Source organism: Leisingera sp. ABM4_101, from assembly GCF_056158725.1.
The window spans coordinates 96,875-116,787 of the sequence record NZ_JBSWTV010000001.1 but is presented as its reverse complement, the minus strand read 5'-3'; the positions used below and the strand labels follow the sequence as shown (position 1 = coordinate 116,787).

The following is a 19,913-nucleotide window of genomic DNA, read 5'->3' as shown; positions in this document are numbered from 1 at the left end:
TCTCTCCTGTTCATTCGTCCCCGGGCACGCCGTAAGACGGTGCCTCGCGCGGGTCGAGCGCGCGCTGGACATAGGCCTCCAGCTGCGGCTTGTAGATTTCCCAAGCGGTGGCGACGGCCTCGACCGGGCAGTCCTCCGTCCAGTCGCAGCGCAGATCCGCCACTGGCCAGCTCACCCTATCGACCAGTTTCATGCCTGCCGAATGCACCGGCCCCGCCTCGCCGCCTGCCGCCAGCCCGGCCCGCATCGCAGCAATCAGCCGGTCGCCCAGATGCCCCGAAGACGCCGCAAACCCGTCCACGATGGCCTGGCAGACACCGTCATTGGCCAGCAGGTTGCCGCCCGAGGCCACATCCTTGCCTTCCGCCTGGGTCCAGATGCCCAAGGAATTCGGCCCCGAATGAATGGCCGTGCCGCCAATGCTGTCCACCGCCAGCACCTGGCGGTATTCGATAAACCGGCCGATCTCGCGCACCTTGGCCACTGCCGCGGCGGCGGTCATGCCCTGCTCCATCAAGTCCAAAGCCAACGGCCCCAGGCTGGGGTCGGTCACATTCTGGCTCGCCACCGCGCCAACGCCGGCCCGCGCAAAAGAACAGCGCGCCGCCACCGCAGGCGAAGACGAGGATATCGCAATCCCGAACATCCCGGTCTCCGCGCACCGCGCCACAAGCGAAAAGGTCATGATCCAGCCCCCTGCTGCTTCTTTCTGGTCAAAAATACTCCCCGGGGGAGCGCGAGGGGGCAGGCAGCCCCCTCGTTCCCGCCCTCAATCCCGGACGCAATCTGCTGTTAGTCCGGAATAACCGCCGTGCCGTCGATCTCCACCAGCCACTCCGGCCGCGCCAGCGCCTGCACCACCAGCCCGGTGGACACCGGATGCACCCCTTTGATGTACTCGCCCATGGTGCGGTAGACCGCCTCGCGGTGGCGCACATCGGTGATATAGACCACTACCTTGACCAGATGCTCCATCGAACCGCCCGCTTCCTCAATCAGCTGCTTGATGTTCTGCATCACCTTATGGGTCTGCTCGACCGGATCATGGCTGTCGATGTTCTTGGCATCGTCCAGGTTCTGCGGGCATTGGCCGCGCAGGTAAACGGTCTTGCCGCCGGTGGTCACCACCGCCTGGCACAGGTCGTTGTCCAGGTTCTGTTCCGGGTAGGTGTCTGACGTGTTGAACTTGCGGATGCGGGTATGGGCCATGAAATCCTCCTGATGTGACGGGATGGCGGGGCTGGCGGGCCGGACCGGGACTTTGGCGGCAAAACTGCCATGCCCGGCAGGGCTGCCAAAGCACCGTCTGGCTATCCCTTGCTTCGGCTGCGGCTAAGCCAGCGCTCACAGTGCGTCCGCACGGGCCGCACCGGGACCGCGGTAGGCTTCGTAGTGGCGCTGGATGGCAATCTGGTCAGCCACATATTTGGCATCGTGCCAGACGCCCCAGATAAAGGTCGAACCGCGCCGCGACTGCCAGGGCAGGCCCAGAAAGTAGATCCCCGGCTCTGCCGACACCCCGCGCTGATGCTGCGGGCGGCCCCGGGCGTCAAAGGCATCCACCTGCATCCAGGTGAAGTCCTGGCGGAAACCGGTGGCCCAAAGGATCGTCGTGATGCCTTCCTTTGCCAGATCCAGCGTGCGGAGCGGATGGGTCAGGCTGTCCGGATCCGGGAAGGCCTTGCGCGCTTGCGGCTCCTCCGGCAGATCAATCCCGGTGCGCGCCACATAGGCGTCGGCCAGATCCAGCATCTTCAAGTAATCGGCATCCCCCGCCGCGATGTTCTCCTGCAGGTCGCCTGCAAAGCGCATGGTGCCGCCCTCATAGGCCTCTGTCAGGCCCAGCAGTGTCACGCCCTCGCCTGCCAGCCGGCGGAAATCCATGGTCTGGCCGCCATAGGCGCCGCTGACAGAAATCGTCACATGCTCTTTGCCCGGCTCCAGCGCCGCCTGGTCCCACAGGCCCAGCACCCCCAGCCACCAGACAAAATCGCGGCCGCGGTACATGCGCGGCGGGCGGTCGTGCGGGCCAACCGAGAGATAGACCTTGCGGCCCGCCCGGTTCAGCTCATCAGCGATTTGCGCACCGGAGGACCCTGCGCCAACAACCAGCACCGCACCCGCAGGCAGCTGATCCGGGTTGCGATAGTGGAAGGAGTGCAGCTGGTGCACCGCTGCCCCTTCCGGCACCAGCGGCGGGATCACCGGCTGCTGAAAGGCGCCGGTGGCCGCCACGATCCGCTGCGCCTCAATCACCCCGTCAGAGGTTTCAACCCGGAAACCGCCAGCGCCTTCGATACGTTCAGCCCGTTTCACCTCAACCCCGGTGCGGATCGGCGCGTTGAAGCGTTCGGCGTATTCCACAAAGTAATCTGCGATCCGCTCCTTTCCGGCAAAGGCTTCGGGATCGGTGCCGGTAAACTCCAAGTTCGGAAACCGGTCATGCCAGGCCGGACCGTTGGCCACCAGCGAATCCCAGCGGCCCGTCCGCCAGGCCTCGGCAATGCGGTTCTTTTCCAGCACCAGATGCGGCACGCCGTGGCTTGTCAGATGCTCGCTCATGGCCACACCGGCCTGGCCTGCACCGACAACCAGCGTGTCTGTCTTTTCAATCGCCATCTCCAAACCCTCTCCTGACACTTCAGCGCGGGCGGCATCCCCGCCGGTCTTCCTCAACAGGAATTCCACAGCCCCGGGTCAGGAAAAAGAAATCTATGGCTTACCTCTGGTTCGCGTGGAGCTAAGCAGGGTGGTTCCGTTTGGTTTCAGCGCGTTAACGAGGGGGCTGTCTGCCCCCTCGCGCTCCCCCGAGGATATTTTAGCCAGATGAAGAGCGGATCAGTTGCTTGCGTCCGGCGGGAAGAGGGTTAGCGCATCACAAAGGGATCCGGAATCGGATCGTCGCTGGTGCGCAGCCAGACCGCCTTGACCTTGGTGTAGTCCAGCGCCGCCTGCAGCCCGCCCTCGCGCCCGTGGCCGGACAGGCCGTGGCCCCCAAAAGGCGCAATCGGGCTGACGGCGCGATAGGTGTTGACCCAGACGATGCCCGCGCGGATGCCCCGGATCATCCGGTGCGCGCGGGTGAGGCTCTGGGTGAACACGCCCGAAGCCAGGCCAAAGGCGGTATTGTTGGCGATCTCCATCGCCTCTGCCTCGGTCTCGAATTCGACCACCGACAGGACGGGACCAAAGAACTCAGTCGACAGGCAGGGCGCCTCTGGCGCATCCGAACAGTCCAGCACCGTCGGCGGGAAATAGAACCCCTCCCCTTCCGGAACGGTGCCGCCGGTGATCAGCTTGGCCCCGGCCTCAACCGAGGCCTCTATCAGCAGCAGGGCATGCTCACGCTGCTTCAGGGTGCAGAGCGGCCCCACTTCGGTTGCCATGTCGTCCGGCGCACCGATCACCACCGCTTCGGCTTTCTCCTTCAGCCGGGCCAGGAAGGCATCCTTGATCCCCTTCTGGATCACCAGGCGGGAGCCTGCGACGCAGCTTTGCCCGGTGGCAGCAAATATCCCCGACACCTGCGCGTTCACCGCGCTTTCCAAATCGGCGTCATCAAACACGATGAAGGGCGATTTGCCACCCAGCTCCAGCGAGGTGGAGGCGAGGTTTTCTGCCGAATTGCGCACGATATGGCGCGCGGTTTCCGGCCCGCCGGTAAAGGCCACATGGGCGACCTTGCCATGGCTGGTGAGCGCCGCGCCCGCCTCCGGCCCGCCGGTGATGACGTTGAAGACACCAGGCGGGAAGCCTGCCTGATCAAAAATCCGGGCAAATTCCAGCATCGGCGCCGGGCCTTCCTCCGACGCCTTCAAGACCACCGTGCAGCCCGCCGCCAGCGCCGGACCGATTTTGACAGCGGACAGGAACAGCTGCGAGTTCCACGGCACGATGGCGGCCACCACCCCCACCGGCTCGCGCCGCAGCCAGACCTCCATGTCCGGTTTATCAATCGGCAGATGCGCGCCCTCGATCTTGTCCGCCAGCCCTGCGTAGTAGCGGTAGTATTCCGCCACATAGGCGATCTGGGCCGAGGTCTCGCGGATGATCTTGCCTGTGTCGCGGGTTTCCAGCTCGGCCAGCCGGGGGGCGTGTTCCGCCACCAGATCGGCCAGCCGCATCAGCAGCTTGCCACGCTGGGTGGCCGTCATCCCGGCCCATTCTGGCGAGAAGAACGCAGCCTCCGCAGCCCGCACCGCCCTGTCCACATCAGACGCCGAAGCGGCAGGCATCTGCGCCCAGGGTTTGCCGGTGGCCGGATCGAGGCTCTCGAAAGTTTCCCCTGCGTCCTCAAACGCGCCGCCAATGTACTGCTGGAAGGTCTGCATTCTCAGGCTCCCTTACTGAAACGCGGGCATGACTTCGGTGATGAACCGCTCAAGCGAGGCTTTCTTGCGCTCGAAGCTCATGCTGCTGTCGATCCAGAACGAGTATTCATCATACCCCAGCGCCTCATAGTTTTTCAGCCGCTCGATCACCGCTGCGGGTTCGCCGATCACCAGATCGCGCTCCATCGCCTCGGGCGAGTAGAACGGATGCGCGGCGATCTCCTCGTCGCTCAGCGGATCAATCAAGCCCTGGCTGACGTCGCGCTTGTTCATGAACCAGGCCCCGAAGTAGTTGTAAAACCGGTTCAGCTCCTCCGCCCCGCGTTTCACATCCTCGGCGCTGTCGGCCACATAGGTGTGCTGCAGCAGCATGATCTTGGGCCGCGGCACATCACTGTGCTTAGCGCAGGCATCGTTGAACTTGCCCATCAGATCGGCGATTTCCTCGTCGCCCTTCCACAGCGGCGTCACCTGCACGTTGCAGCCATTGGCCACCGCGAATTCATGGCTGTTCGGGTCGCGCGCCGCCACCCAGATCGGCGGACCGTCCTGCTGCAGCGGCTTCGGCGAGGATGTGGTTTCCGGGAAGGAATGAAACTCCCCCTCCTGCGCGTAGTCGCCCTGCCACAGGCCCTGCACAGCCGGGATCAGCTCCCGCATCCGCTGGCCGGCCTCCCAGGCATCCATGCCGGGCATCATGCGTTCGTATTCATACGAATAGGCCCCGCGCGCGATGCCCAGGTCGAGGCGGCCCTCGGTGATGATATCGGTCATCGCCGCCTCGCCCGCCAGCCGGATCGGATGCCAGAACGGCGCAATCACCGTCCCCGTGCCCAGCCGCACGTTCTTGGTGTGCCGCGCCACGTCGATGAGGTTCAGGAACGGGTTCGGCGAAATGGTGAAGTTCATCCCGTGATGCTCACCCGTCCAGACCGCATGCATACCGCCGTCATCGGCAATTTTGCACAGCTGGATGAACTCGTCATAAAGCCGCTTTTGATCGTCTGCCGCGGAAATCCGCTCCATATGCGCAAAGAGGGAAAATTTCATGCGCCCTTGCTCCCTGTCGCCACGGGGCGGACCTGCCCGGTGGTCTGATTGCCATAATACACCCCGAAATTGCCCATCCGGGCCTCACTGGCGAACCGCTCCAGCATGGTGCACATCGCCGCGTCGGCAATGTCCATCAGCGTGGATTGGGTCAGGGCAGTGAAAACACCCTTGGCCGGTGTGCCGCCAGCCGATTGGCACAGAAACGAGATGTGCTGATGTTCGCGCGCTTTGTCTTCGTAGACGGAATAGATGAACCCCGGCTCAGCCTCGACGCCAGTGTCCGCGATCAGCTTGGCCAGGGCGGCAGAGGCGCCCTCCTTGCCAACCCGGATTTCCGGCAGCGTCAGCTTGCCCTGCTCATTGCCCATGAGCAGCACCTTGCCCTCATGCTCGATCAATGCCGAGACGATGAGCTTGGCACCCTGGCTCAGTGCCTCAGCCTCTGCGGCGGCGGTCACATAGGCGCCGCGGGCATAACCCAGCCCCGGCGCGGGTGAGGTCTCGAACGCCTCGACCCGGCCGATCAGGATCAGGTGATCACCGGCCTCAACCCGGTTGTGCATGGAGCAGTCGAACCAGGCAGAGACGCCCTCAAAGACCGGGCTGCCTTGCGGCCCTTTCTGCCAGCTGACGGCGGCAAAGCGGTCCTCAACCGGCCGGGCGAAGGTGTTGGAGACGTCCTTCTGGTCCTCCGCCAGCACGTTGACGGCAAATCCCGCGGCCTGATCGAAGGCAGCGTAGTTGCTGGAGGAGTTTGCAATGCACACCAACACCAACGGCGGGTCCAGCGACACGGAGGTGAAGGAGTTGGCGGTAAAGCCAATGGGGCTTCCGTCCGGGTCATGGGTTGTCACCACGGTGACGCCGGTCATGAAGGTGCCGAATGCATTGCGCAGGGCGCGCGGGTCGATATCGCTCATGACGTCGCTCCTTCGGTGTTCAGCCAGTCCCGCAGGGCGGCGTTGACCTCGGCGGGGGCTGTCAGGTTGACCATATGCCGGTGGCCTTCGATGACAACCGCCCTGCCCTGCGGCGCGGCAGCGGCCATCGCATGCGCCATATCGGGCGTCGAGTTCGGATCGCCATCGCCGGTCAGCGCCAGCAGCGGGCAAGCGATACCAGAAAATCCGTCCGCATAGGTGCTGTCACCCCAGGCAAATGCGGAATACGCTGTCGCGTACCCCTTGAGGTCCACGCAGGACAGCCATTCCGCCACCAGCTTCCGGGCCTGCTGGTCTGACTCGCTCTCCCCGAACCAGCGGGCCAGCGGGGTTTCCAGATCAAAGCTGCCGTCGCGGATCTGCTTTGCGCGGGCCACGACTGCCTCCCGCGCTTTGGAGGAGCGGCGGTAAACGCCGTTCAGCAATCCAACACGCGCAACAGCCTCGGGATGGGACACCGCATAACCGCCGGCGATCAGCGCGCCCATGGAGTGGCCTGCCAATGAAACAGGCCCCAAGCCCAGCACCTGCAGCACGGCGTGCAGCCAGGCCACGTATTCCGGCAGCTCCGCGCCTGCAGGCAGCGGTGCGCTGCCGCCATGGCCGGGCATGTCCAGCGCAATTACTTCATGGGTCGGCGCAAAGGCCTCAATCTGCGGCCCCCAGGCTGCCGACTGCATGCCGACCCCGTGGATCAGCACCAGCGGTGCGCCTGTTCCTGCCCGCTGGCAGGTGACAGGCCCAAAAGGCTCAGACAGCGGCAGGGTTGTCGGCGTCATGGCCCAGTTCCTTCAGGTCCTGATAACGGTCACCGATGCGGTGATGCGGCCGCCCGCCGATAGAGGCGCCAAGCGCGATCACGATCTCGTCCGGGGCCGGCGCATCCGCGACCGACAGCTGGATGGTCAGATAATGGCTGCGCCTGCCGCCGTCGTTCTTGTCCATCAGCGGGATCTGTAGCGCGGCATTGGCCGGCCCGCGGGTGTTGGTAAAGGCGAGGTAGGATTTCGCGCCCACGGCCTCGCGGAAGTGGTTGCCGAAGCGCAGCGTGTGAATGAGGGCAGAGGCATGCTCCACCTCGCCATTGACGCCGACGATGGCGGACTTGCCGTAGCCCTCGACCTTATCGCCGCCGCCTGCGGCTTCCAGGATCATCGCGGTCAGCTTTTCGCCCAGACCCGGCGCGCAGTCATGGATCGCCGGGCGCAGATCCTCGACAAAGCCCTGCCCGGCCCAGGGGTTTTTGATCACCGCCACCGCGGCAATCATCTTGAGCGGCTGTTCCGCTGCCTTGCCGCCCTCGATCAGGGTTTCTTCGACATGCAGCAGCGTCTTGCGGATTTCGGCGGGCATAGGCGGGTCTTTCCTGTCTGATTCCAGTTGCCGTAATATGGTATACCATCTGACCGTATGTCAATGCACACTTGTTCCCTTCTGACTGGGCTGCTATCGGAGATAGTCATGACCAGCCCCGTAATGCGCAAAATTGAACAACCGCCGCAGACCCTGCGCGATATCGTGCAGGAGCGGATGCGCGAGGCGATCATCTCCGGTCAGTTTGCCCCCGGCGAACGGCTGGTGGAGCGGCCGCTGTGCGACCAGCTTGGCGTCAGCCGCACTGTGGTGCGCGAGACGATCCGGTATTTGGAGGCGGAGGGGCTGGTGGAGATCCTGCCCGGCAAGGGGCCGATCGTGGCGCAGCTCACCTGGGCCGACGCACGGCAGATCTACGACATCCGCCAGATGCTGGAGACCGCCGCCGCCACCGCCTGCGCACGCAACATGACCCCGGATCTGGCAGCACAGCTGAGAGACGCGCTGCACCAGCTGCAAGAGGCCGTGGTGTCAGGCGTGCCCGGCCCGATGCTGCGGGCCACGACGGATTTCTACCGGATCATCTTTGAAGGCGCCGGCCACAGCGTCGCCTGGGAAGTCGCTCAGCGCTTGAACGGGCGCATCAGCCGGCTGCGGGCGGTCACGCTGTCGACCGGTGACCGCGAAAAACCCGGCCCGGCGCATATGCAGGACATTTGCGAAGCCATCGTCTCGGGTGATGAAGCGGCGGCGCGGGCGGCGATTGAACAGCATCTCAGCGATGCCAAGCGCACCGCGCAGCGGCTTTTGGCCGAAGAAATCCCGGCCAGCTGACTGCGTTTTCCGCATGGGCAGCCTGCCCTGACCCATGCGCCCGAACGGCTGATCAACCGGTTGCTTCAGACATCCGCACCGGTCGAGAACGCGCGGAAATCTTCGCAAATCCCCCGCGCTGCCGCTTCCAGCAGCCGCGCCCCGTCCGCCGGATCAGCCAGGGCGGAATGCGAACCGACCCGCCCGTCCGGAAACTCCGCCCGGTGCTCCTCCGGGGGGCCGTGACGGTCGCCGGCATGGGCCTTGATGAACTCCGGGGTCAGCCTGCGCGGCGGGTCTGCTGCCCCGCCTGCAGGCAGCGCGCCCAGCAACGCCTGGGTGATCGCGACCTCGGACGGGGTGGCGTGCATCCCTTCCCATGCGCCGTACAGATCCTTGCGCATGGCGTTGACCTCCGCCGGCTCCCACCAGCTGCGGATTTCCACCCGTCCCGGCGCCAATTCCTGCGACACCTGCTGCAAGGGCGCCACATTCGCACCGTGGCCGTTTACAACAAAGACGCCAGCGAACCCCTGTGCCAGCAGCCCGCGGAACACCGTGGCAGCATGGGCCTGAAACAGGTCCTTCGGCATCGAAACTGTGCCGGGAAAGGCGGTGTTGAACGGCGCCGGCGTATAGGCCAGCGCAGGCGCAACAATCGCGTCGCACAACTCCGCCGCCCGCAGCGCCACCGCCTCGGCGCAGATCGTATCGGTGCCGATCATGCCCATCGGCCCGTGCTGTTCGGTCGACCCCACCGGCACCATCACCGCCACACCGCGTTCCAGATGCGCCTCCACCTGCTGCCAGGTCATATGGGCAAGCTGCATGTCAGTCTCCTGTCTATTGCCCACGCGCTGCTTTTCCTTTGCGCGCGCGCGGCATAGTCTGAGGCCATGGAAGATTCATCGCCGACAGAAATCGAAAAACCCGCGCTGGACCAGATGGTCGGCGCCGCGGTCAAAACCCACCGGATGCTGGCCGGGCTGACACTTGCCGGCCTGTCGGAACGCGCGGGCGTCTCCACCGCGATGATCTCCAAGATCGAACGCGGCCAGGTTTCGGCCTCGCTCTCCACGCTGGAGGCCTTGGCCGCTGCCATCGGCGCGCCGCTGATCAACTTCTTTGCCGGCACTGTAGAGCATTCCGACGTGTCCTTTGTTGCCGCGGGCGAAGGCATGACCGTGCAGCGGCTCGGCAGCGGCTTTGGCCATACCTACAAGATGATCGGCCGGGCCGAGGGCAGCCACGTCAGCTTTGAAAGCTTTTCCGTGACCCTGGAACGGCCGTTGAAACCGCGCCCGCTGTACCGTCACCGCGGGCTGGAGTTCATGCATATCACCAGCGGTGAGATGGTGTTTCAATGCGGCGATGCCACCTATGAGATGAAGCCCGGCGACAGCATCAGCTTTGATTCCAGCAACGCCCACGGGCCAGTGGAGCTGAAAACGGACAAGGTGAGTTTCATCACCATGGTCACCAAGCCCGAATCCAGCGAGGTTTGACGCAGCCGCCGGAGCGGCTGCGCGGCAGGCTCACAGCCCCCATTTCTCGCGGTTGGCCTCAAAGAAGCCGGTGGCTTTCTTCACCTTGACCCAGTTGTTCACGTAGTTGATCCAGACCTGATCATCCTGCGGCAGCAGCATCGCAATCGGCGACGGTGCGCGCGGGCCTGTGTCCGGAACGCGGGTCACCGGGAATTTCGCCTCAAGGGTGGAGCCTTCGATGTTGGAGGTGATGAACACATCGGCACGGCCTGCCAGCACTTCCTGGAAGCCCCGCGCGGGCGCCTCGACAACCTTGATGTCCGCATCCGGGAACCACTCGCGTGCCAGCTTTTCAAAGGTGGTGCCCAGCGTGGTGGCAACCTTCACCCCCGGCTGGTTGATCGAGTCGTAGCCCGAGAAATTCCCCGCCTTGTCCTTGGTGGTGAACGGAAAAATCTCCACCGCGATATAGCTGTCGGAGAAGCCTGCAACCTTCATACGCGGCGGCGAGATCGAGGCCGAGCCGGTGAGATGATACTTGCCTGCAACCACGCCATTCACCAGGGTTTTCCAATCGGTGGGCACAAATTCAACCTCGACGCCCAGATCCTTGGCAAGCTCGGCCATGATATCAATGTCATAGCCCTTGTAGCTGTTGGTCGCCGGATCGCGCAGCGTCATTGGGTTCCAGTCGCCAGTGGTGCCGACCTTCAGCACGCCGGTATCCAAAATCTCGTTCAGGGCAGACTGCGCCTGCACAGCCCCCGCCAGCGCCACAGTCACAGCCGCAGCTGCCACGGCCTTGATAAAGCGTTTCATTGATATCTCCCGTTGGTGCGTTTCTGGTTGCCTAGGAAAAGTAGCAGATTTGATGCTTGATTTAACGGCAAGCAGGCAGTTAACCTCAAGAAAAATTTTTCTTGGGAAGAAAAATATGCCAGGGAACGCCCAGCCAAATACGGATACCGCGCCGGAAACCGCAATTGAATTGCGCGGTGTCAACAAGTGGTATGGCACGTTTCATGTGCTGAAGGACATCAACCTGTCGATCCGCTCCGGTGAAAAGGTTGTGATCTGCGGGCCGTCCGGCTCCGGCAAGTCCACTGTGGTCCGTTGCATCAACCGGCTGGAGGAACATCAAAAGGGCATCATCCGTGTCGACGGGATCGAGCTGACCAACGATCCGCAATCCGTGGCCGCGATCCGGTCCGAGGTCGGCATGGTGTTCCAGCAGTTCAACCTGTTCCCGCATCTGACAGTGCTGGAGAACCTGACGCTGGGGCCCATCAAGGCCCGCGGCATGTCCAAGGCGGAGGCCGAGGCAAAGGCGATGCACTATCTGGAGCGTGTCCACATCCCGGATCAGGCGCGCAAGCGCCCCGGCCAGCTGTCCGGCGGCCAGCAGCAGCGGGTAGCGATTGCGCGTTCGCTTTGCATGGAGCCCAAGGTCCTGCTGTTTGACGAGCCAACCTCCGCTCTGGATCCCGAGATGATCTCCGAAGTGCTGGATGTGATGGTGGAACTGGCCGAGGAAGGCATGACCATGGTGGTGGTCACTCACGAAATGGGCTTTGCCCGCAAAGTGGCCGACCAGATGGTGTTCATGGACGCAGGCGAAATCGTCGAACAGGGCCCGCCAGAGGAATTCTTCGGCTCCCCCCGCTCGCCGCGCTGCCAGAAATTCCTGTCGCAGATCCTGCAGCACTGACCGGAAGGATCCCGAAATGAAAAAGACCCTGATCCTTTTGCTGCCGCTGCTGGCGCTGGCCGGCTGTTCCAGTTCCTCGACCTGGGGTTGGTATGTCATCAACCCGATGACCCCCAGCGGCTGGGTGAATGTGAAATTCCTGATTTCCGGCATGGGCGACACCATCCTGATCTCGGTGATCGCCGCCGCGATCTCCATTGGCCTTGGCCTGATCGTCGCCCTGCCCGGCCTCGCCAAAAGCCGCGGCTGGCGGATGGTGAACCGAATCTATGTGGAGTTCATCCGCTCGATCCCGCTGCTGCCGATGCTGTTCTGGGTCTTCTACGGCCTGCCGATCATCTTCCGCGAGATGGGGATGAACGTGCCGATCGACCCGTTCTGGGGCGCGATCATCACCCTGGCGCTTTCCGACAGCGCCTTTACCGCCGAGATTTACCGCGCCGGTATCCAGTCGATTGCCAAGGGCCAGACCGAGGCCGCTCAGACCATCGGCCTCAACTACCTGCAAACGATGCGTTACGTGATCCTGCCGCAGGCGATCCGCCGTATCCTGCCACCGCTGGCAAACCAGTTCATCTACATCGTCAAGATGAGCGCCTTTGCCTCCGTCATCGGCATGCAGGAACTGACCCGCCGCGCCAATGAGCTGGTGGTCAGCGAATACCGCCCGCTGGAAATCTACACCCTGCTGATCCTCGAATACCTGGTGCTGGTTCTGATCATCAGTGCCGGCGTGCGCTGGCTGGAACGCCGCATGGGATCGGACGAAAGAGGCTGAGGAGAGACACATGGACTGGAAAACTTTCATGGCCGAGACTGAGGCCAATATCGGCACCTTTTCCAAGGAAGTCCCCGACACCGTGCGCGGTTTCGGCATCATGGGCCAGGCCGCCAAAAAGGACGGCGCGCTGAGCGAGAAGACCAAGGAATTCATGGCGCTCGGCATCGCCATCGCCACCCGCTGCGACAGCTGCATCGGCTTTCATGTGCGCTCCCTGGTGCGCCTGGGTGCCACTCGCGAGGAGCTGTGCGAAGCGCTCGCCATGGCCACCTACATGGGCGGCGGGCCGTCTTATGCCTACAGCGCCAAGGCGCTGAAAGCCTTTGACGTGTTCTCAGAGGGGCAGCCATGAGACCGGATCTGATCGGCGGCGAAGGCTATGTGAAAAACTGCTGGTATGTGGCCGGGCGCAGCGAGGATTTCGGGCGTGAGCTGACCGCGCTCACCATGCTGGAAGAGCAGATCGTGATCTACCGCGACACCCAAGGCAAGGCGATTGCGCTGGAGGACGCCTGCCCGCACCGCAAACTGCCCCTGTCGCGCGGCACCATCGAGGGCGACCATGTGGTCTGCGGCTATCACGGGCTGACCTTTGACTGCAGCGGCGAATGCGTGATTGCCCCGACCCAGCTCGACAACCCGCCGCGCCGGGCAGCGGTGCATTCCTACCCGGCAGAGGACCGCTGGGGATTCCTGTGGCTGTGGATGGGCGATCCGCAACAGGCCGACCGCGGCCAGATCATCGACATTCCCAATTTTGACAATCCGTCCTGGGGCAAGACCCAAAAGGGTGCGATGGAGATGGCCTGCCACTATCTCTACATCACCGACAATCTGCTGGATCCCAGCCATGTGGCCTGGGTGCATCTGACCTCATTCGCCGGGGCCGGCACCGACAACCGGCCGCTGGATCTGGAAGAAACGGAGGACGGCGTCATCGTCTCCCGCTGGGTGCTGGATGAGGCGCCGCCGCCCTATTACAAACCGATGCTGCCCTTCGGCCCCACATGCGACCGCAAGCAGCATTACGAATGCCGCCTGCCCGCCACCGCCATCAACATGTCAGTCTATGCGCCCCAGGGCGAAGGCGGCAAGGACAAGCCCCTGTCGCCGAATGCCTTCGTGAACATCTCTTATAACTTCATTACCCCGGTGGACGCAGGACACTCGCGCTATTTCTGGTTCCAGCACCGCAACATGCACGCAGACGACGAGGCGATGTCCCAGCGCATGTTCGAAGGCGCCATCATGGCCTTTACCGAGGACAAGGACGTGCTGGAATACGTCCAGACCGGCATGGCGAAACGCAAGACCCCCTATATCAATCTCGGGCTGGACGCAGGCGCGATGCGCTTCCGCACCCGGGTTGCCCGGCAGATCAAGGCTGAGGCCGGCTGACAGCGTCGCCGTTTCCCTGCAAGGGAAACGGCCATGAAAAATCGATTTTTCATGGCTGAAATCCGCGCCGGATTTCAGCTGGCGAGCCGCCCGCCAGGTCCCTGCCCCACCGCCTGTGCCGGGCTGTCGAACACCGCCCGGATGCAATCGTGCTGCGCCAGGATCTCTGCCCCGCCGGGCACCAGATGCGGGTCGAACACCCCGTCTTTCCAAACCGCCGCGCCGTCCACCTCGATTGTCGGGTCCAGCACGTTCAGCGAAATCTCCCCCGGTGCATAGTGCCCGCAGGTATGGAAATGCATCAGCCGCGGATTACCAAAAGCGCCGCCGCTCCAGCGTTCGTAATTCTCTGCCGCCGCCATGCCATAGGCACAGCCCGGATGAATGCCCGCATGCCAGGAGTGCATCGTCATCGGGTCCAGCCCGAATTGCTGCCCCACCTTGGCGTAGTGCATCCGGGCGCAATGCACATCCATCGCATCGCCCCCGAACCGTTGCAGCCCACTGCCCTCGAAATGCACCGCCAGCGGTTCGCGCAGATCGCAGCCATAGGGCTCATAAAATTTCGATCCCGTCCCGACCAGGAACCCGTCCTGCATCACCACACCGGAAAACCCCTGTGCCGGCACCGGTGCAAAGACCGACATCGGAAACCGCGTTACCGAAACATCTGCGGCGCCGGATTTGGGATAACCCGCCCCCGGCCCGCTGAAATCGGTGCCCAGCGGACAGGTCACCCGGATATGCTGCGCTGATGCCATCAGCGCATTAACCGCATCCTTCAGCGCCACAAACCCCTGGTAATTCGCGCGGCCAAAGCCCGAGGCCAGCATCCCCGCATCCAGCGCATAAGACATGATCGGGCGGATCCCCTGCATATCCGCGCTGAACCGAATCTGGTCACCGCTGCGCGACAGGAACAGCACACGGTCTGCGGCCTTCATCCGCGCCACTAGTTCAGCCGGCAGGGCCGTCCCCATGGGATCAAACGGCAGCACCTCAGACGCAACCCCGATCCCTAGCGCCTGGGCCGTGTCCTGCACCGCCTCCGCAATGGCGGCATCGTAATAACCGTTTGCAGGATCCTCCCGCAGGATCAGCAGCTGATTGCCGGCCGCCAGCCCGGCGCAGGCCACAAGCAGGTTTTCCGCGCCTGCGCGCAAATCCGCATCCTGCATCCCGCAATCCTCTCTCCTGATCTTCACGCGGATGTTATCCGCAGCGGCCCCTCCCGATCCAGACAAATTTCACTGCAGTAGAATTTTCTACTGTCATTCCGGTCACCCCTTCCCCTATCCTGCCACCGGAAACCGCGGAGGAAGATGATGAGCGCATGGATTGAGATGATCCCGGACGAGAAGGCCGAGGGCCGGCTCAAGGAACTGCTGGACAAGGCGCGCACGCCGCACGGCACCGTCGACACGGTGATGCGGGTGCATTCGCTGCGGCCCGAGACCATGAACGGCCATGTGACCCTCTACCGGTCGGTGCTGCACTCGGACGACAACAAGCTGCCGTTCTGGTTCCTAGAGGTGATCGCCAGCTACACCTCGATCCTGAACGACTGCACCTATTCGCTGACCCATCATTTCATGAACGTGCGCAACTTGTTGAAGGACCAGCCCCGCAGCGACCGGATCTTCACCGCGCTGAAAGCCCACCGGCCCGAGGATGAGTTCGCGGGCAAGGAACTGGCCCTGCTGCGCTATGCCGGCAAGCTCACCACCGATGTGGGCAAGATGGTGAAATCCGACTTTGAAGCGCTGAAAATCGCAGGCTGCGATGATGGCGAGATCCTGGAGGTGAACCAGGTCTGCGCCTATTTCAACTATTCCAACCGCTTGCTGAACGGCCTTGGCGCCACGACGGAGAACGACGTGATCGGCTATTACAAGGGCGACGAATAGGCCCTAGCGCTGCGCCGGTTCCAGATCGGCGCGAAACGGCGCCAGGCTTTCGGTAAAGGCATCCAGGAAATCCAGCGCCAGCAGCGACCGGCTGCCCGACACCGGGCGCAGGATCGACAGCCGGTGGTGGATAGCCGGGCTCAAATGGCACAATCGCAATGTTCTGGCCGCGGAACTGCTCTGCGTCCAGGGCGCTGACGACTGAGGCGCCCTGCCCCTGGCTGATGATAATGCAGGCGGTGGAGAACTGCCGCACCTCGATCCAGCTGTTCAATTCCACCCCGGATTCGGAAAACGCCTTGTGCAACCGGCGGAAAAACGGGCTGTCGCGGCGGGTGTGGATGATCTTGCGATACCGCAAATCGTGCGGCGTGATAACATCCTGTTCTGACAGCGGGTCATTCTGGGGCAAAACGCAAACACTGCGGACAGGTATGTCGATATTCTCCACCGCCGGATGCGAGGCGAAACCGTCGGTGATGCCGCAGTCATACTGCTCGCCGATGATCCACTCCAAGATCCGCTCCGGCCGGTCCGGCTCCAGCGTCAGCCGCACACCGGGGCGATGCTCCAGAAACCCGGCCAAGAGCTTGGGCAGCAGCGCCGTTGCAAACCCCGGCAGACAGGCGATGCGCAGGTGGCCGGCGGTGCGTTCGGTCAAGTCCCGGTTGAGCTCTTCCAGGTGGTTCAGACTGTCGAACACCCGCCCCACCTCAGACAAGAGATACCGCGCCTCGCTGGTGGGAATCAGCAGCCCGTCCTTGCGGGTAAACAGCTCCACCGCCACCGTTTTTGAAAAATCGGACAACAGCCGGCTGGCCGCGGGCTGGGAAATCCCCAGGCTTTCGGCGGCCCGGGTGACAGAACCTGTGCGGGCAACAGCCTGAAAGGCCTCAAGCTGGCGAAGTTTAAATTTCAAGGGGTTAGCCGTTCCTGGAAGAGTTCAATTACGGCACGGCATAACATCATGTTATGAAATTTGTCAAAAAACTTTTGCTTGAATTATCTTTTCCGGCAGACAAAAGGTATCCGCAGAGCCAACTTTGGGAGAGAAGCTCATGTCCGTTAAATCCTTGCTCTGCGCCTCGGCTGTTCTGGCCGTTGCTGGCAGCACCGCATTTGCAGAAACCGAAATTCAGTGGTGGCACGCCATGGGCGGCACCAACGGCGAACGCGTCAACAAGATCGCCGAAGACTTCAACGCGACCCAGGACGAGTACAAAATCGTGCCCGTCTACAAGGGCAACTACACCGAAACCATGACCGCGGCGATTGCCGCCTTCCGCGCCAAGGAACACCCGCAGATTGTGCAGGTCTTCGAGGTCGGCACCGCCACCATGATGTCCGCCAAGGGCGCCATCTACCCGGTGGAGAAACTGATGAAGGACGCAGGCGAACCGTTTGACGGCGACGCCTTCCTGCCCGCGGTGGTTTCCTATTATGAGACGCCGGAAGGCGAACTGCTGTCGATGCCCTTCAACAGCTCCACCCCCGTCCTGTGGTACAACAAGGACGCGCTGGACGCGGCAGGCGCAGAAGTTCCGACCACTTGGGATGAAGTCAAAACCGCCTCGCAGAAGCTGGTGGATAACGGCATGAAATGCGGCGTCTCCTTTGGCTGGCAGTCCTGGGTGATGATCGAGAACTTCTCGGCCTGGCACAACCTGCCCACCGGCACCCAGGAAAACGGCTTTGCCGGGTTCGACACTGAACTCACCTTCAACAACGCCAGCGTGGCTGCGCGCCTGGATGACGTCGCCTCCATGGGCAAGGACGGGTTGTTCGTCTACGGCGGCCGCCGCGGCGACAGCCTGCCGATGTTCACCAACGGCGAATGCGGCATGTGGATGAACTCTTCGGCCTATTACGGCTCGATCTCCTCGCAGGCGGAATTCGAATTCGGCCAGTCTATGCTGCCCCTGGACACCAAGGTGGCCGACGCACCGCAAAACTCGATCATCGGCGGCGCCACCCTGTGGGTGCTCGCAGGCCATGACGAGGCGGAGTACAAAGGCACCGCCAAGTTCCTGACCTATCTGTCCTCGCCCGAGGTTCAATCCTGGTGGCACCAGGAGACCGGCTATGTGCCGATCACCACCGCCGCCTATGAGCTGTCCAAGGAACAGGGGTTCTATGACAGCAACCCCGGCACCGACACCGCGATCAAGCAGCTGAGCCTGAACACACCCACCGCCAACAGCCGCGGGTTGCGCTATGGCAACTTTGTTCAGGTGCGTGACGTGATCAACGAAGAGCTGGAAGCCCTGTGGGGCGGCGAGAAGTCCGCACAGGAAGCACTGGACGCTGCGGTTGAGCGCGGCAACGACCTGCTGCGCAAGTTCGAGCGCACCGCCAACCCCTCCTAACCGATCCTGACGACCTGGCCCTGCCGCCCTTTCCAGGGCGGCGGGGCTACTTTTCTGACTGGGGCCTTTCATGCTCAAACGGGTGCATTTCCCAACCTCGGCGCTGCCCTATCTGCTGGTCGCGCCGCAGATCCTCATCACGCTGGTGTTTTTCATCTGGCCCGCCAGCCAGGCGATGTATCAGTCCTTCCTGATCGAAGACGCCTTTGGCCTTGGCACCGAATTCGTCTGGTTCGAGAATTTCGAGGTTTTGGCCAGCGATCACCACTACCTGGCCAGTTTCCAACGCACCGCGGTGTTCTCACTGCTGGTGGCCGCACTGTCGATGGGCTTTGCCCTGATCCTCGCGGGCTTTGCCCAGCGGGTGGTGCGCGGCGCCATGTTCTACCGCACCCTGCTGATCTGGCCCTATGCGGTGGCTCCGGTGCTGGCCGGTGCCCTGTGGGTGTTCATGTTCAACCCGACCCTCGGCATCTTCCCTTATTTCCTGGAATTCGCAGGCATCACCTGGAACCACTACTTGAGCGGTACCCAGGCGATGGCACTGGTGATCCTCGCCGCCGCGTGGAAGCAGGTGGCCTATAACTTCCTGTTCTACCTCGCCGCCATGCAATCGATCCCGAACTCGGTGATCGAGGCCGCCGCCATCGACGGCGCAGGCCCGGCGCGCCGCTTCTGGACCATCATCTTCCCGCTGATTTCGCCCACCACGTTTTTCCTGCTGGTCATCAACATGGTCTACGCCTTCTTCGAGACCTTCGGCATCATCCACGCCGTCACCCAGGGCGGCCCCGGCACCTCCACCACCATTTTGGTCTACAAGGTGTTCAACGACGGCTTTGTCGGCCTCGACCTCGGCGGCTCGGCGGCGCAGTCGGTGGTGCTGATGGTGCTGGTCATCGCCATGACCGTGGTCCAGTTCCGCTTTGTTGAAAGAAAGGTGGCATACTGATGGTCGAACACCGCCCTCTCACTGCTTTCCTCACCCATCTGGTGCTGGTGCTTGGCGTTCTGGCCATTGCGCTGCCGGTGTGGATCACCTTTGTCGCCTCCACCCATGATGAGCTGCGCATGAACCAGGCGCCGCTGCCGCTCTGGCCCGGCGAGTATTTCCTGGCGAACATGAAGCAGACCCTGTTCGGCTCCGGCCTCAGCGGCACCGAGCAAGCGCCGGTATGGCTGATGCTGCTGAATTCCTTGGCAATGGCGCTGATGATCTCCACCGGCAAGATCGCCATTTCGCTCTTGTCGGCCTTTGCCATTGTCTACTTCAAGTTCCCATTCCGCATGGGGTTCTTCTGGATGATCTTCATCACCCTGATGCTGCCGGTCGAAGTGCGGATCCTGCCCACGTTCGAGGTCGTCGCCAACCTGGGAATGCTGAACAGCTACTGGGGCTTGTCGATCCCGCTGATCGCCTCGGCCACCGCAACCTTCATGTTCCGTCAGGTCTTCCTGACGGTGCCGGATGAGCTGCTGGAAAGTGCCCGTATCGACGGCGCCGGGCCGCTGAGGTTCTTCTTCGATATCCTGCTGCCCCTGTCGCGCACCAATATCGCGGCGCTGTTTGTGATCCTGTTTATCTTCGGCTGGAACCAGTACCTCTGGCCGCTGCTGATCACCACCGACACCTCGATGACCACCATCGTGATGTCGATCAAGCAGATGCTGGAAGCGGCGGAGCAGAGCCCGCAATGGAACATCATCATGACCACAGCCCTGCTGGCGATGATCCCGCCGGTGTTTGTGGTCATCGCAATGCAAAAGCTCTTTGTGCAGGGCTTGACGGAAACTGATAAGTAAGGCGCCTGACA

General features: G+C 62.8%; 21 protein-coding genes and 1 pseudogene. 10 read left to right on the top strand and 12 right to left on the bottom strand.

Going from position 1 to position 19,913, the window contains the following annotated elements; all coding sequences use genetic code 11:
- Positions 1-10: 10 nt before the first annotated feature.
- From ACXAEK_RS00540 to ACXAEK_RS00505, 8 genes are all read right to left on the bottom strand, one after another.
- The gene (locus ACXAEK_RS00540) at positions 11-685 is read right to left on the bottom strand and encodes a DUF1028 domain-containing protein (protein ID WP_475039099.1); all 675 of its coding nucleotides are present in this window, start codon (positions 683-685) and stop codon (positions 11-13) included.
- A gap of 107 nt (positions 686-792) precedes the next feature.
- On the bottom strand, positions 793-1,209 hold the full coding sequence (locus ACXAEK_RS00535) for a RidA family protein (RefSeq protein ID WP_475039098.1): 417 nt from the start codon (positions 1,207-1,209) through the stop codon (positions 793-795).
- 135 nt (positions 1,210-1,344) lie between these two features.
- Complete coding sequence (locus tag ACXAEK_RS00530) at positions 1,345-2,619, bottom strand: flavin-containing monooxygenase (RefSeq protein WP_475039097.1); 1,275 nt, start codon at positions 2,617-2,619, stop codon at positions 1,345-1,347.
- Between the two features lie 248 nt (positions 2,620-2,867).
- Complete coding sequence (locus ACXAEK_RS00525; RefSeq protein WP_475039095.1) at positions 2,868-4,331, bottom strand: aldehyde dehydrogenase; 1,464 nt, start codon at positions 4,329-4,331, stop codon at positions 2,868-2,870.
- Positions 4,332-4,343: 12 nt separating this feature from the next.
- The gene (locus ACXAEK_RS00520; protein ID WP_475039094.1) at positions 4,344-5,381 is read right to left on the bottom strand and encodes an LLM class flavin-dependent oxidoreductase; all 1,038 of its coding nucleotides are present in this window, start codon (positions 5,379-5,381) and stop codon (positions 4,344-4,346) included.
- Positions 5,378-6,304, bottom strand: a complete 927-nt coding sequence (locus ACXAEK_RS00515) for a flavin reductase (RefSeq protein WP_475039093.1) — start codon at positions 6,302-6,304, stop codon at positions 5,378-5,380. Before ACXAEK_RS00515 ends, ACXAEK_RS00520 begins: the two co-directional genes overlap by 4 nt.
- Positions 6,301-7,104: an alpha/beta fold hydrolase gene (locus ACXAEK_RS00510; protein WP_475039091.1), complete on the bottom strand. Its 804-nt coding sequence runs from the start codon at positions 7,102-7,104 to the stop codon at positions 6,301-6,303. The genes ACXAEK_RS00515 and ACXAEK_RS00510 overlap by 4 nt, the downstream gene beginning before the upstream one ends.
- The gene (locus ACXAEK_RS00505; RefSeq protein WP_475039090.1) at positions 7,076-7,678 is read right to left on the bottom strand and encodes an amino acid synthesis family protein; all 603 of its coding nucleotides are present in this window, start codon (positions 7,676-7,678) and stop codon (positions 7,076-7,078) included. Before ACXAEK_RS00505 ends, ACXAEK_RS00510 begins: the two co-directional genes overlap by 29 nt.
- 108 nt (positions 7,679-7,786) lie before the next feature.
- Here ACXAEK_RS00505 and ACXAEK_RS00500 point away from each other — a divergent pair, with 108 nt between their 5' ends.
- A complete protein-coding gene (locus tag ACXAEK_RS00500) occupies positions 7,787-8,473 on the top strand; it encodes a GntR family transcriptional regulator (protein ID WP_475039089.1) in 687 nt (228 codons plus the stop codon).
- A 65-nt stretch (positions 8,474-8,538) separates the two neighbouring features.
- Here ACXAEK_RS00500 and ACXAEK_RS00495 read toward each other — a convergent pair whose 3' ends face one another.
- Positions 8,539-9,282 carry a creatininase family protein gene (locus ACXAEK_RS00495; protein ID WP_475039087.1) on the bottom strand — a complete coding sequence of 248 codons (744 nt, stop codon included), beginning with the start codon at positions 9,280-9,282 and terminating at the stop codon, positions 8,539-8,541.
- A 66-nt stretch (positions 9,283-9,348) separates the two neighbouring features.
- On the opposite strand from ACXAEK_RS00495, the gene ACXAEK_RS00490 reads away from it, so the two are divergent.
- Positions 9,349-9,957 (top strand): helix-turn-helix domain-containing protein, encoded by a 609-nt coding sequence (locus ACXAEK_RS00490; RefSeq protein WP_475039086.1) that lies wholly within the window; start codon positions 9,349-9,351, stop codon positions 9,955-9,957.
- Positions 9,958-9,987: 30 nt separating this feature from the next.
- Here the strand turns inward: ACXAEK_RS00490 and ACXAEK_RS00485 are convergent, their stop codons facing one another.
- The gene (locus ACXAEK_RS00485; protein ID WP_475039085.1) at positions 9,988-10,758 is read right to left on the bottom strand and encodes a transporter substrate-binding domain-containing protein; all 771 of its coding nucleotides are present in this window, start codon (positions 10,756-10,758) and stop codon (positions 9,988-9,990) included.
- A 115-nt stretch (positions 10,759-10,873) separates the two neighbouring features.
- Between ACXAEK_RS00485 and ACXAEK_RS00480 the strand changes: the two genes are divergently transcribed.
- Genes ACXAEK_RS00480 through ACXAEK_RS00465 form a run of 4 tightly spaced genes read left to right on the top strand, consistent with a single transcriptional unit; the run spans position 10,874 to position 13,826 of the window.
- Entirely contained in the window at positions 10,874-11,647 is a 774-nt protein-coding gene (locus tag ACXAEK_RS00480) for an amino acid ABC transporter ATP-binding protein (RefSeq protein ID WP_475039083.1), read from the top strand.
- A 16-nt stretch (positions 11,648-11,663) separates the two neighbouring features.
- On the top strand, positions 11,664-12,425 hold the full coding sequence (locus ACXAEK_RS00475) for an amino acid ABC transporter permease (RefSeq protein ID WP_475036135.1): 762 nt from the start codon (positions 11,664-11,666) through the stop codon (positions 12,423-12,425).
- A gap of 10 nt (positions 12,426-12,435) precedes the next feature.
- A complete protein-coding gene (locus tag ACXAEK_RS00470) occupies positions 12,436-12,780 on the top strand; it encodes a carboxymuconolactone decarboxylase family protein (RefSeq protein ID WP_475039082.1) in 345 nt (114 codons plus the stop codon).
- Positions 12,777-13,826 carry an aromatic ring-hydroxylating dioxygenase subunit alpha gene (locus ACXAEK_RS00465; protein WP_475039081.1) on the top strand — a complete coding sequence of 350 codons (1,050 nt, stop codon included), beginning with the start codon at positions 12,777-12,779 and terminating at the stop codon, positions 13,824-13,826. Before ACXAEK_RS00470 ends, ACXAEK_RS00465 begins: the two co-directional genes overlap by 4 nt.
- Before the next feature lie 74 nt (positions 13,827-13,900).
- Here ACXAEK_RS00465 and ACXAEK_RS00460 read toward each other — a convergent pair whose 3' ends face one another.
- A complete protein-coding gene (locus tag ACXAEK_RS00460; protein ID WP_475039079.1) occupies positions 13,901-15,004 on the bottom strand; it encodes a hypothetical protein in 1,104 nt (367 codons plus the stop codon).
- A 147-nt stretch (positions 15,005-15,151) separates the two neighbouring features.
- Here ACXAEK_RS00460 and ACXAEK_RS00455 point away from each other — a divergent pair, with 147 nt between their 5' ends.
- Positions 15,152-15,733 carry a carboxymuconolactone decarboxylase family protein gene (locus ACXAEK_RS00455; RefSeq protein ID WP_475039078.1) on the top strand — a complete coding sequence of 194 codons (582 nt, stop codon included), beginning with the start codon at positions 15,152-15,154 and terminating at the stop codon, positions 15,731-15,733.
- Between the two features lie 3 nt (positions 15,734-15,736).
- On the opposite strand, the pseudogene ACXAEK_RS00450 reads toward ACXAEK_RS00455, so the two are convergent.
- Positions 15,737-16,652: pseudogene (locus ACXAEK_RS00450) on the bottom strand (LysR substrate-binding domain-containing protein).
- Between the two features lie 139 nt (positions 16,653-16,791).
- Between ACXAEK_RS00450 and ugpB the strand changes: the two are divergent.
- The 3 genes from ugpB to ugpE all read left to right on the top strand — a co-directional run bounded on the left by ugpB (position 16,792) and on the right by ugpE (position 19,902).
- A complete protein-coding gene (ugpB, locus tag ACXAEK_RS00445; protein ID WP_475039077.1) occupies positions 16,792-18,099 on the top strand; it encodes a sn-glycerol-3-phosphate ABC transporter substrate-binding protein UgpB in 1,308 nt (435 codons plus the stop codon).
- 70 nt (positions 18,100-18,169) lie between these two features.
- A complete protein-coding gene (ugpA, locus tag ACXAEK_RS00440) occupies positions 18,170-19,051 on the top strand; it encodes a sn-glycerol-3-phosphate ABC transporter permease UgpA (RefSeq protein ID WP_475039076.1) in 882 nt (293 codons plus the stop codon).
- The gene (gene ugpE / locus ACXAEK_RS00435) at positions 19,051-19,902 is read left to right on the top strand and encodes a sn-glycerol-3-phosphate ABC transporter permease UgpE (RefSeq protein WP_475036123.1); all 852 of its coding nucleotides are present in this window, start codon (positions 19,051-19,053) and stop codon (positions 19,900-19,902) included. Before ugpA ends, ugpE begins: the two co-directional genes overlap by 1 nt.
- Positions 19,903-19,913 lie beyond the last annotated feature (11 nt).